The sequence below is a fragment of the Paenibacillus sp. UMB7766-LJ446 genome (assembly GCF_030226665.1).
GTDB lineage: Bacteria > Bacillota > Bacilli > Paenibacillales > Paenibacillaceae > Paenibacillus > Paenibacillus vandeheii.
On sequence record NZ_JASOYM010000002.1, the window covers coordinates 402,105 to 414,422 of the forward strand.

The 12,318-nt window shown below is 47.0% G+C and carries 9 protein-coding genes; 8 read left to right on the plus strand and 1 reads right to left on the minus strand.

What is annotated here, in order from left to right; genetic code table 11:
• Positions 1-267 precede the first annotated feature (267 nt).
• From QP794_RS06765 to QP794_RS06800, 8 genes are all read left to right on the plus strand, one after another.
• Complete coding sequence (locus QP794_RS06765; protein WP_285075776.1) at positions 268-1,317, plus strand: amidohydrolase/deacetylase family metallohydrolase; 1,050 nt, start codon at positions 268-270, stop codon at positions 1,315-1,317.
• Complete coding sequence (locus tag QP794_RS06770; protein ID WP_285075513.1) at positions 1,295-2,407, plus strand: DgaE family pyridoxal phosphate-dependent ammonia lyase; 1,113 nt, start codon at positions 1,295-1,297, stop codon at positions 2,405-2,407. Before QP794_RS06765 ends, QP794_RS06770 begins: the two co-directional genes overlap by 23 nt.
• Complete coding sequence (dagF, locus tag QP794_RS06775; RefSeq protein ID WP_285075515.1) at positions 2,400-3,155, plus strand: 2-dehydro-3-deoxy-phosphogluconate aldolase; 756 nt, start codon at positions 2,400-2,402, stop codon at positions 3,153-3,155. Before QP794_RS06770 ends, dagF begins: the two co-directional genes overlap by 8 nt.
• Positions 3,148-4,161 (plus strand): sugar kinase, encoded by a 1,014-nt coding sequence (locus tag QP794_RS06780; protein WP_285075516.1) that lies wholly within the window; start codon positions 3,148-3,150, stop codon positions 4,159-4,161. The genes dagF and QP794_RS06780 overlap by 8 nt, the downstream gene beginning before the upstream one ends.
• Before the next feature lie 10 nt (positions 4,162-4,171).
• A complete protein-coding gene (locus tag QP794_RS06785) occupies positions 4,172-4,894 on the plus strand; it encodes a GntR family transcriptional regulator (RefSeq protein WP_285075777.1) in 723 nt (240 codons plus the stop codon).
• A gap of 332 nt (positions 4,895-5,226) precedes the next feature.
• Positions 5,227-7,527: a stalk domain-containing protein gene (locus tag QP794_RS06790; protein WP_285075518.1), complete on the plus strand. Its 2,301-nt coding sequence runs from the start codon at positions 5,227-5,229 to the stop codon at positions 7,525-7,527.
• A gap of 245 nt (positions 7,528-7,772) precedes the next feature.
• Entirely contained in the window at positions 7,773-10,061 is a 2,289-nt protein-coding gene (locus tag QP794_RS06795) for a preprotein translocase subunit SecA (RefSeq protein ID WP_285075520.1), read from the plus strand.
• A 17-nt stretch (positions 10,062-10,078) separates the two neighbouring features.
• The gene (locus QP794_RS06800; protein ID WP_285075521.1) at positions 10,079-10,834 is read left to right on the plus strand and encodes a class I SAM-dependent methyltransferase; all 756 of its coding nucleotides are present in this window, start codon (positions 10,079-10,081) and stop codon (positions 10,832-10,834) included.
• 1,037 nt (positions 10,835-11,871) lie between these two features.
• Here QP794_RS06800 and QP794_RS06805 read toward each other — a convergent pair.
• Positions 11,872-12,285: a MerR family transcriptional regulator gene (locus QP794_RS06805; RefSeq protein WP_285075523.1), complete on the minus strand. Its 414-nt coding sequence runs from the start codon at positions 12,283-12,285 to the stop codon at positions 11,872-11,874.
• Positions 12,286-12,318 lie beyond the last annotated feature (33 nt).

Here is a 12,318-nt window from a genome sequence, read left to right on the forward strand (position 1 = left end):
TAAGATTGGATTTTTTCATTATTTTATCTTGGGATTATAAATCACTGTTCTCTTCTAGATTACACCGTGCTAATATAAACATTATAACATTATAATCTTTAAAGTGGAGCAGCTCACCAAGTTTATTATTCAATTTAGGGATGTTTTGTTTTCAAGACACTAATCATCTTTTTGAATTTTTTCTGTATACCGGGGTTGAAGAAGGAGATGGGATGAGTGGGCACAGAGAATGTGCTGCGCAATTTGCAGCTTGTGGATGGGCGAATAATGGATATAGCCATTCAGGATGGGATTATCACCGCCATTACACCGGCAGCTCAGCCGGAAGGAGAGAGCGGGCTAGACTGTACGGGGTTATATGTGTCCAGCGGATGGATTGATTTGCATGTGCACGCCGTACCGGAGCTCGATCCCTATGGCGATGATATCGACGAAATTGGAGTAAAGCAGGGAGTAACGACGCTGGTGGATGCCGGAAGCTGTGGTTCAGACCGAATAGAAGCTTTGTATACCGCGAGTCTGAAGGCTGATACCCGAGTGTTTGCTTTACTAAATATTTCAAGAATCGGGCTTGAACGGACAGATGAATTGTCTCAGCTGGAATGGATTGACCGGGACAAAGTTCTGGAAGCGGCAGCGACCTATCCTGAATTCATCGTCGGTCTGAAAGCCCGCATCAGCCAGAGTGTTGTCAAAGACAGCGGTATACAGCCGCTCAAGCTGGCACGAACACTGTCGGAAGAAACGAAGCTTCCGCTCATGGTGCATATTGGCTCCGCTCCGCCCGCGATATCCGAGGTGCTGGAGCTGCTGCAACCGGGTGATGTAATCACCCATTACCTTAACGGCAAGTCCAACAATCTGTTCCACGCGGACGGCACACCCCTGCAAGGATTGCTGGATGCAGCTGCCCGAGGAGTTCATCTGGATGTGGGGCATGGCACGGCGAGCTTCTCCTTCCAGATTGCAGAACAGGCCAAGGCGGCAGGCATTGCGCTGAATACCATCAGCACGGATATCTACCGGGGCAACCGTCTGAACGGACCGGTGTACAATATGTCAAATGTGCTGACGAAATTTTTGATTCTCGGCTATAGCCTGGAAGAGGTCATCCAAGCTGTCACAAGCAGCGCAGCGGAGTGGCTCGGCAAGCCGGAGCTTGGACAGATAAGGGTGGGACAGCAAGCCAACCTGACTTTGTTTGCACTGGAAGCAGGCGAGAAGCAGCTTAAGGACTCGGAAGGCGATGTTCGGGTCGCGCAGTACTATATTGAGGCTAAAGGAGTCTTTACGAATGGGTCATTCATTACAGGCTAGATATGGATTGAAACGAGTTATTAATGCCAGTGGAAGAATGAGCATCCTTGGCGTTTCCGCACCAACAGATTCGGTTATGGAGGCGATGAAGCAGGGCGGACAGCAGTACGTGGAAATTGCGGATCTTGTGGACAAATCCGGAGAATATATTGCACGACTGCTTGGCTCGGAAGGGGCGGTTGTCGTGAACTCAGCATCCAGCGGCATTGCGCTGTCGGTGGCAGCCTTTGTGACTTCCGGAGATCCGCGACTCAGCCTTCGCCTGCATCAGGAGCCGATATTGAAAAATGAGATTATTATGCTGAAGGGCCATAACGTGCAGTATGGAGCTCCGGTCGAAACCATGGTATTCCTTGGCGGAGGCAAAGTGGTGGAAGTTGGATATGCCAATGAAGGCCGCAAGGAGCATATTGAACAGGCGATTGGTGAACGCACCGCAGCCATTCTTTATGTCAAATCCCACCACGCCGTCCAGAAGAACATGATTTCTGTAGAGGAGGCGTGGGAGGTTGCAGTGCGCAGAGGGGTGCCACTGATCGTCGATGCGGCTGCGGAAGAGGATCTGCGCAAATATGTTAAGTATTCGGATCTGGCGATTTACAGTGGATCAAAAGCTATTGAAGGCCCTACCTCAGGCATTGTCGCCGGCAAAATGAAATATGTCGAGTGGTTAAAGGTACATCTGCACGGGATCGGTCGCAGCATGAAGGTGGGTAAAGAGACTACCTTCGGGCTGCTTCAGGCTTTGGATGAATACCAGGACAAAGCCGACAACAGTGAACGGGAGAGGCAGGCGTTGGAGGCTCTTCAGCCGCTTGAGGGGCTTCCTGGAGTTTCAATCCGCATCGTGCAGGATGAAGCGGGCAGAGCGATTTTCCGTGGGCGCATCCAGATTGATTCCTCTGCTGCAGGAGTGGATGCGAGGCATGTCAATGATCGGCTGCGTGAAGGCGTAATTGCCGTATACACCAGGGATTATGGGGTTAAGCAGGGGTATTTCGATATTGATCCAAGGTCGCTTCAAGGTGATGATCTTCAGGTCATCGTCAGCAGAATACATGAAATCGTAGGGGGAAACAAGAATGAGTAATATTCTGCAGCGTCTATATAAGAACAGAGCCGCACTTAATGTACTGGCGGGCAGTATCGAGAACGCGAAGGAAGTGTACGAGGCTGCGGAAGGATATGTTTTGGTAGGTGTGCTTTCCAAAAATTATGCTACGGCGGAGGAAGCGGCAGCCGCGATGACCCTATACGGTCAGACGATCGAGGACGCTGTATCCATCGGACTGGGTGCCGGAGATAACCGACAGGCGGCAGTTGTGGCGGAGATTGCCGCAAGTTACCCGGGAAGCCATATTAATCAGGTATTTCCAGCAGTGGGGGCGACCCGCGCCAATCTGGGAGCTAAGGACAGCTGGATTAACAGCTTGGTTTCTCCATGCGGGCAACCCGGCTATGTGAATATATCGACCGGCCCTGTCAGTGCAGGTACCACTCCGTATGCTATTGTTCCGGTTCAAGCCGCCATTGCGTTGGTTCGTGACATGGGCGGCAATGCGCTGAAATATTATCCCATGGAGGGGTTGAAACTGGAGGAGGAGTACCGTGCGGTTGCCAAGGCCTGCGGGGAAGCCGGGTTTGCTCTGGAGCCTACGGGCGGAATCGACCTGGATAACTTCGGACCCATTTTGGAGATTGCACTTCAGGCTGGGGTGCCCCAGGTTATCCCGCATGTGTATTCATCTATTATTGATCGGCAGACGGGAAGCACGAACGTCCAGGATGTCGTCAGACTGCTTGGAACGATGAAATCGCTGGTGGACCGGTATGCATAGGATTGCGGCTTTCGGTGAAGTAATGATGCGGCTGCAGGTCCCGGGACATGAAACGCTGGTCCAGAGCAACAGGCTGGAATATTCTTTTTCCGGCAGCGGGGTTAATGTAACGGCAGCACTGGCCGGGTACGGCCATAACGGTGCGCTTATTACCACCTTGCCGGAAACACCGGTAGGCGAAGCAGCAATTGCTTACTTGCGTAAACTTGGGGTGGATACCTCATTAATTAGCCGGGGAGGCAAGCAGCTGGGCATGTACTTTCTGGAGAATGGCTTTGGAGCACGACCCGGCAGAGTCACTTACACAGATCGACTGGGCAGCAGCTTCAATACCGCGGAGGCAGGCAATTACGATATGGTTGCTCTTGCCTCCCGGATCGACGTTCTTCATTTATGCGGGATTACGCTGGCTATGAATGATGGTGTGCGCAAACAAATGAAACGGCTTGCTGCGGAAGTGAAGAGTAACGGGGGCAAAGTTGTTTTTGACTGTAATTACCGTCCTGCGTTATGGGGAGTGGATGGCTATGCCAAGGCCCGCCCGCATTATGAGGAACTGCTGGAGCTGACGGACCTGGTGCTGATGAATGAGAAGGACGGACAGTTTATCCTTGGCTTTGGAACCGGAGAATATGATAGAATGACACAGTTGAAGCAGGCGATTCCCGAAGTGGTTGAGCGCTTCGGAATCGGAACGGCAGCGGGAACCCACCGTGAGATTAACGCTGACCATACGCATTCCCTGACAGGATATATCTATCATCAAGGTACGTTTCTGTTTTCTCGCAAGCTGACTTTCCCGGTGTATGACCGGATCGGTGCCGGTGATGCCTTTGCCAGCGCCATCATTCATGGGGAATTGCAGCAATATCCGCAGCAGCAGACGGTTAATATGGCAGCGGCAGCAGCGATGCTGGCTCATACCACTCAAGGTGATACAGCGCTTTTTACCGAGATCGAGGTGCTCCGAGCGCTGTCGGACCATACCTTAGATGTTGAAAGGTAGTGAACAACGAGTGTCTTTGAAACGCAAGCAAGGCCCTTTATATCAGCAAATTCAGAAAATTCTCAAAGACCGGATTTTGCATGGCATATATCCTTTAGGGAGCATCATCCCCTCCGAACCGCAGCTGGAGAAGGAATTTGGTGTCAGTAAAATGACGGTCCGCGGCGCGGTTCAGGAGCTTTCCCAGGAAGGTTATGTGCAGAAGAAAAGCGGTATCGGAACGATTGTCATGCGTAATACCTCCCATCAGAAGCTATCTAAGGGCAAACGGTTTACAGAGCTGCTCGTAGAAGAGGGACACAAGCTGGAAAAGAAACAGCTGAATTCCCGGTTAATTTCGAATGATGCCGGTACGGAGGAATATGACCGCTACGGGCCGTATTGTCAGCGGATTGAACGGCTCTACATTTTAAACGGACAGCCATATATTCATCTGATACATTTCTTGGCCGCAGCTGCATTACCCGGTGGAGGTACGGCAGAAATGGTCACAAACATCCAGTCGCTATATGACTCACTGGAGGAGAACGACATTGCGCTGGAAAACTTTAGAGACCGTTTCTTTGTAGAGAAGGCAACTCCTGAGGTGTGTCATTTGCTGGAGATCCCACCAGGGACACATGTGCTCAAACGCCTGCGTAACTCTTTCGACGGGGAAGGCAGACTCATTGAGCACAGTATCGGCTGCTATAACACAGAGCTTCATCACTATCTGGTCAATTACGACACTTGAAGTCGGTTAAGCAGTAGCTGGATGGTTCGATAAGCAGCCGTGTGTCTTAAGGACATCTTGTGAGCAGGGCTTTGCAAACGGCTTATTCAACGGATCGAGTACCAGACGAAAGGTGTTAATACAAAACCCACCGTGGGCATTTAGCTTTAAACGGTGGGTTTTGTTTTTTTATCATTGATTATGAAGTGATAAGCATCTCCATTGAAAAATAGATGCTCTAAATCCACAATTTACAAATTCACTAGAAACTTTTTCCTGAAACTAGCGTCTAATACTATGACTTTTTATGTGGGTAAACATTACTTGGGAGCAGAAGGAGCCAAAGACAAAGCATGAATCTGAAGAAGAAATTGTCCATTTTTACCGCTTTAGCCGTTTTTCAAGCATTTGCAGTCGGTTCTGTGAATGCGCAATCAACACCGCAAGATGACACAGCGTCAGTAAATACGCCCAAAGTAGAATCGGTTGAGGTGCTGAAGAAAGAGCAGCCGATTGCAGAGCAAGAAGTGAAAACGGGTAGCAGTAACGCATCCAGCACTACTCTGTCCACTAAAGCAAAAGAAACCACAACTTCAACAGGCACTGAGGCAACACCTAAAACAGATGTGGACAAATCCGCCATTGGCGGGGAGGAAACAACTACAAACGAAACCAAAACGGGAACTACGATCCAGGAAGGAACCACTGAGGGTGTTGATACGCAAATTCCGCCTGCTCAAATAGAGCAGCCATCCATCGGGGGGGATTCTACCGTAGCATCAGGCGGGAATCTGACGTTGTACATGAATAGCAACAAAATGGAGCAGGATGGGAAAACGTATCTTGCTGGCCAGCCGATGACTGTCAAAAACGGTGTATCCTATGTTGCGATCCGCGCACTCGTGGACCGTGTGGGATACGGGGTCAAATACGACAACACGACCAAGGAAACCATCATCATCAGTGGTGCTAATGAGCTCCGATTCAAAACTAACAGCACGGTCTATACCGTAAATGGAGAGTCCAGAACGATGAAGGGCCCTGCTTATCAGCAAAAAAATACGTTCATGGTGCCATTAACTTCCATTACTCAAGCTCTGAACATCACCTATAAAGTGAATCAGTCCGCTAAAACGGTTGTGCTGAATCTAAATACTAAACCCGCTGCAAGCTTTTTGGTTTCACAAAAGGAAATTTTTGCGGGCGATAAGGTGGACTATATAACTTCTTACGTTTCTCCAAATGGACTGAAGATCGTTGACGAACGCTGGACAGGTCGTCAGGAATCGTTTGATCAAGCGGGTACATATACGATTTCATATCAAGTTCAGGATTCAAGCGGCCAATGGAGCGATCCCTATTCGATTACGATTCAAGTTCTGAGTCCTAATCTTCCTCCTGTAGCCATGTTCACAACCGACAAGGAACAATATAAAATGGGAGAAAAAATAACGTATATTGACCAGAGTACAGATGATGAAAACAGCATTGAAAAAACGGTATGGGAGAACAATTCGCTGGCCTTCTTTGAACCTGGTCCCAAAACGGTGACACTCACCGTTACTGACAATCACGGCGCGACGAACACGTACTCCAAAGTTGTAACTATAACCAATGAGACATTATATTCTTTTTCCGATTTCAATTTACTCTTCACGCCGGTAGGACAGAAATTTACCTTTAACGGTGGCGAAGTGACTTCTATGGAAAAAGTACCTTATACGTACACGGATGAGGCAAGTCTGCTGATCCGCAGCAACAGTCCGGAAACGGTGAATACGGAAGGTATCGTATATAAAGAATCGTCTTTGGGTCAGACACGTTTCATGATTCATCATGTGAACAATACAGGTAAAAGGGTAAAAATGTATGTTATAGCAACAAACAACAACCCATATGCGGCAGTATTTGAACAACAAAATATGGGGTTTGCAGGACCTACTCCTTATGCTACTGTAGCTGGGAAATTGTCTATTGATAAATGGTTTAAGTCGATCCAGACCGGAGCCGATAAAAAGAAAGAGGTTATTCAACCTGGAGAAAGTAAACTGATTTTGACCGAACTAAATAAAACTCCAATAAAAGAAGGACAAGTGATTTCACTCTATTCGGATGCTTATAGTGATTATTCCCTCGACTATAACGTTATCCTGGTCGAAGAAAATAAAGATCCGTTTGAGGCTTTACCTATGCTACCTGTTCTTGATCGTGACGGTGTTCACAACCGTGGAACATACCCTAATGCCACTCGTATCATAACGTATGATCAGCAAGTGGGAGCCAAACCAGCTCGCCTGCCGCTTGGTGATAACGCAAGTGATCCCAATCTGGTTGGAACAGATCCAATGGCTTATACAGATGCGTCCAATGCGGGTAATTTCGGCGTATTATACAAAATCACGTTGAACAATGTCGCTCCGCGTACACTAATCTCATTTAACCCTCGTGGAGGGAAGTACTCAGGGGTAGCTCTAGTGAACAATCAGGTTGTATCCATTGCCGATGGTAACGTTGCTGTTAGCAATTCAAGTGAGCAAAGCGTTCTTTACCGCACAGGGGCATATGGAGAGAGCGTAACGATTCTTTTCTCTGCCGCGCCAGGAAGCAACCTGCCGGTCAATCTGCTCTTTACACCGCTCCCATCGGAGAAGTAATGCAGTTGTCTCTCATAAGCTAGAGCAGGAACGAATGAGTTGGCTGACGTGTTAACATCCAAAGAAGAGACTCCGTAAGGAGTCTTTTCTTATCACTGGGCAATATGAGGACATACGGAATAGATGCCGCTTAAAAAGCCATATGAGATGCTTCATACATTGTTTTAGATCAACTTGGCGAATACGAGCTTACGATTTTAAGTCATTTCTTACACTTATTTCTACTGAGGAGGAATCAAATTCCGATGAATGTAGTCGTCAAGTTGATACGTGAATTCAAAAACCGCGATACCCGGCGTTTGTTGAAAGACTATCGAGACAAAGTGGAACTTATCAGGAAATGGAATTTGGAAGATTGGGAAGATCAGCGGCTGCAGGCGGAATCCCTTCGTCTGCAAGAAGAAGCAAGATCAGGCACGCCTTTGGATGAGCTGCTTGTTGATGCTTATGCGTTAGTCTGCGAGGCGGCGAAGAGAAAACTCGGATTACAGCCTTACGATGTTCAAATCATGGCTGCTATCGCTTTGCACGAGAGATATTTGATCGAACAGCATACCGGTGAAGGAAAAACACTCTCTGCTGTTATGCCTGCTTATCTAAACGCGTTGACAGGCGAAGGCGTTCATGTGCTCACTTTTAACGATTATTTGGCAAATCGAGATGCGGCGTGGATGGGCCCGATCTACCGCTTCCTCGGGTTAACGGTAAGCTCGGTTCAAGCGGGCATGAGCCTGTTCGAGAAACGGGAAGCATACGCCAAGGACATAACCTATGTTACGGCTAAAGAAGCAGGGTTCGATTATTTGCGCGACACAATCGCATTAAATGAAGCTGATACCGTGCATCGTCCTTTCCACTATGTCGTCGTCGACGAAGCGGATTCACTTCTTCTTGATGAAGCGCGGGTGCCGCTGGTCATTAGTGGCGATTCGAGTTCTTCCGAGAGTGACGGCGTTCTTTTCGCAGAAGTGGCCCGGCAGTTGCAGCCAGGAGAGCATTACGATTTTGACGAGTTCCAGCGGAACGTATACTTGAATGATGCGGGTGCTGCGAAAGCGGAGTTGCTGCTGGGATGCGGCAATTTGTACGATAGCCATAATAGTCATTTGTTAACGTCATTAAATTGTGCGCTGCATGTGGAATCGTTATTAAAAAAAGACGTCGATTACATCGTCCGGGACGGTGAAATTGAGCTGATCGAAGAACATACCGGCCGTGTGGCCGAGAACAGGTATTTGCCGGACGGGCTGCAAGCTGCGCTTGTGGCGAAAGAAGGGTTGCAGTGGAAGGCAGGTGGTAGAATTCTCGGTACGATCACCATTCAACACTTCATTAGCCTGTATTCAGGAATTTGCGGAATGACGGCTACGGCGCAAGCTTCAGCAATGGAATTCGAAGATATCTATGCGCTGCAGGTCGTGCAAATTCCGCCGAATCAGCCAAACATACGGATCGACCACCAGCACCGAATTTACACCCATAAAGAAGCCAAATATAAGGCGCTTGTACAAGAAATCTCTTCCGTCCATAGGGTGGGACGCCCCATTCTTATTGGTACGTCAAGCGTCGAGGAGTCTGACATGCTGGCGGAGGCACTTGCGGTTGCCGACGTACCTTGCCAGGTTCTGAATGCAAAAAATGATGCGAAAGAAGCCGAAATCATCGCCAAAGCGGGAGAAATCGGGGCCGTAACGGTATCTACGAATATGGCAGGACGCGGCGTCGACATTCGTCTCGGCGGCGGCAACCCCGCACAGGCAGAAGTGGTTGCCAAACTGGGCGGATTATACGTGATAGGTACACATGTGAACGAAAGCATGCGGATAGATAACCAGCTGCGCGGGCGTTCTGGCCGCCAAGGTGACCCGGGAGCTTCCGTATTTTATTTAAGCCTGGAAGACGAGTTGATGCTTCGCTTCGGCATTCATAGACTGTTTCGCGCTTCCAGGCAGGACGAGGTTCTTGATGATCCGGCGCTCCGCAGCAAAATCGAGCATATTCAGCGCGTTATCATGGGTCAAAACTTCGATATTCAGCGGGAATTGAACGGTTATTCGGATATGGTGGAGGACCAGAGGCGAATCCTATACGAGGAGCGGCTCGGAATATTGAAAGGCGAGAGATCGATGAGCCCATCGGAGCAGCGGGTACGGCTTTTTTATATCGACGAGTTCTGGGCTGACCATCTGGCATACGTTTCTTACATTCGCGAAAGCATCCATCTCGAGAGCATTACCAGTCGCAACCCGATCGACGAGTTTCATACGCAAATCACCCAAGCATTCGAGCAAATTCCGGCTAAAATAGATCATGAGTCGGCGAATATGCTTAGAAAACTTGGTGGTTCGAATGATCCGGCCAAATGGGAAGAGTTCGGTCTGAAGAGTCCTATTTCGACTCGGACTTATATGATCAACGATCAATACAGCCAAGATAAGCGCAGTTCATGGACCGGAACGACGGTATTTGCTTTTTGGGGACGCGAGATTTTGAGGTTGGTTCTGTGGCCGGTACATCGGCTGTCAAAATATTGATGGGAGCGTGAAAATCAATGAACAGTAGAGAACGGTTTACCAGCCGGGTCGATTCGTATTTAAAATACCGCCCGAGCTATCCAAAAGAGGCTATTGACCATTTGTACGACATCGTCGGTTTACGTGCGAACAGTAACATAGCAGACATCGGTTCAGGTACTGGGATCATCTCAAAGCTACTTCTGGAACGCGGAAGCGATGTAATCGCGGTCGAGCCAAACCAGGGAATGCGGGAAGCCGCCGAGCAAATGTTAGAAAGTAATCCGAAATTTCAGAGTATAGCAGGTTCTGCAGAATCTACCGGATTACCTGATCAGTCGGTTGATTTTATTGTCTGCGCTCAGGCATTTCACTGGTTCGATCGCTCCGCAGCCCAAATCGAGTTTCGCAGAATTCTACGGCCGGGTGGGAGAGTAATACTCATCTGGAATTCACGTCTTACACACGGTACTCCATTTCGTGAAGAGTACAATCAACTGCTTCATACATACGGAACCGACTACGAAAAAGTTAATCATAAAAATATTTCTCAGACGGTGCTGCTCTCTTTTTTCAAGGAAGGTTCAATGCATGAAATGCGATTCAGAATGAGTCAGGAGTTCGATTTCGAGGGTTTAAAAGGCCGGTTGCTATCATCTTCCTACAGCCCTGCACCCGGGCATGCAAATTACGATCCAATGATGACAGAACTGCAAAATTTATTTAATAGGAATAATCAAGATGGTCTTGTTGAATTCGATTATGAAACTGAGATTTATTGGGGAGAAGTATAGATCCGTAGCGAGCCAAATTTTTGATCCATCCCAACCTATTGCAGTTCTTTGGGCCTACTTTTAACTCTTATTTTGATAATTCAAGTGTCATGGACTTGATTAATAATACTAAGGGCAGACAAGCTTTTGTACAGGGCTACAAATCATACTCAGAGCCTTTTAATTTAGGATTACAGAACGGTTCATTGGTTCAATTCCCAACTTGGATTGATAATGCTTGGAGAAACTCAGCCTGGAATGGTTTTAAATAATTCAAGAGAAGAAGCCAATGTTAACATTGGCTTCTTCATAATTAAAAGGAGAATTTCATGTTATTACTGCTATTAATTTTAATGGTTATTGTTGAGATACTGTTCACGTGGTTAGCCTCGCAATTTTCTTTATTAAACATCCAAGCTTCTCGATCAATTGCAAGTTCTAATGCTCCGGGAGAATTAACAGTAGGCGATAAATTTGAGATGATCGTATTTCACATGGTTGGATTTTTAATTGTTTTGACAATCTTCATCCTTATTTTTCATTTTATTTCGAAGGGTAAATTAAATGCAAGAAAATATAGAAGGTATGCTATGACAATCCAGCTGGTTTTCTTTATTTTATTCTTCATCATTAATTATACTTATCTGTTTAGTAACTATCCGACAAATATAGACTCAGGATTTCCATTTTTCAATTTCCTATTAGTCACTCTTAGTAAATAACATATAGTAGATGATGAACTCATACTTAAAGGTATGAAGCCAGTTTATAAAAACTGGTTTTTTTGTGAGTACTAAAGAAGAGAAACCCATGACACTTAAAGCATCCAGGAACCTCAGCGGTGGACATCGTGTCATGAGGTTTTCTTTTCAAAAGAAAGATTGTAGTTATTAGCTAGCCGGCATGTAATTGTAGATAAACATATAATTTAATGATTCACAGATTCAGAAGAGATGCGATATCAAACTAATCTCAAATTATACCCAGCTATATCCTCAAGCTATAGCTGGGTACGTCTGTGGAATTTACGTCCATAGAGCTTTTTCACGATTGTACGCCTAGATGTTGATTTTAAGACGTAATTCGGCCATCATAGCCTCAGCTTGTGGTGGATCTTCATTCAACAGCTTCCTGTATGTCAGCATCCAATTCAGCGTTACAAGCATATGATCGTATTCGTCCTTCTTGCGTTCAATCTCATTGATCTTCTGAAGAATCCATTCGATTACTTCTTGGTTGGTGCGTGCGTTCGTATCATGATCCTGCAAAATCGTCTTCAGCTCAGCTAACGAGCAGCCGATGCCTTGAAATTTCTTAATCAGCTTTAACCGATCAATGGCTTCGTCTGAGTAGTTGCGGTAATTATTCTTCTCTCGCTGCATATGCCTGCTGTCAAGCAAGCCTTCCTTCTCATAAAATCGAATGGTGTGGGGGGTTAAACCCATCAAATCTGCTAATTCTTGAATTTTCATATGAAATCATACCTCCAAACGCTTGCCTTAGAG

What these genes read in the sequence shown, in the direction of transcription:
- QP794_RS06800 (WP_285075521.1), top strand. Translation starts at nt 10,079, where the DNA reads ATGAACAGTAGAGAACGGTTTACCAGCCGGGTCGATTCGTATTTAAAA.
- QP794_RS06795 (WP_285075520.1), top strand. Translation starts at nt 7,773, where the DNA reads ATGAATGTAGTCGTCAAGTTGATACGTGAATTCAAAAACCGCGATACC.
- QP794_RS06780 (WP_285075516.1), top strand. Translation starts at nt 3,148, where the DNA reads ATGCATAGGATTGCGGCTTTCGGTGAAGTAATGATGCGGCTGCAGGTC.
- QP794_RS06765 (WP_285075776.1), top strand. Translation starts at nt 268, where the DNA reads ATGGATATAGCCATTCAGGATGGGATTATCACCGCCATTACACCGGCA.
- QP794_RS06770 (WP_285075513.1), top strand. Translation starts at nt 1,295, where the DNA reads ATGGGTCATTCATTACAGGCTAGATATGGATTGAAACGAGTTATTAAT.
- dagF (WP_285075515.1), top strand. Translation starts at nt 2,400, where the DNA reads ATGAGTAATATTCTGCAGCGTCTATATAAGAACAGAGCCGCACTTAAT.
- QP794_RS06790 (WP_285075518.1), top strand. Translation starts at nt 5,227, where the DNA reads ATGAATCTGAAGAAGAAATTGTCCATTTTTACCGCTTTAGCCGTTTTT.
- QP794_RS06805 (WP_285075523.1), bottom strand. Translation starts at nt 12,285, where the DNA reads ATGAAAATTCAAGAATTAGCAGATTTGATGGGTTTAACCCCCCACACC.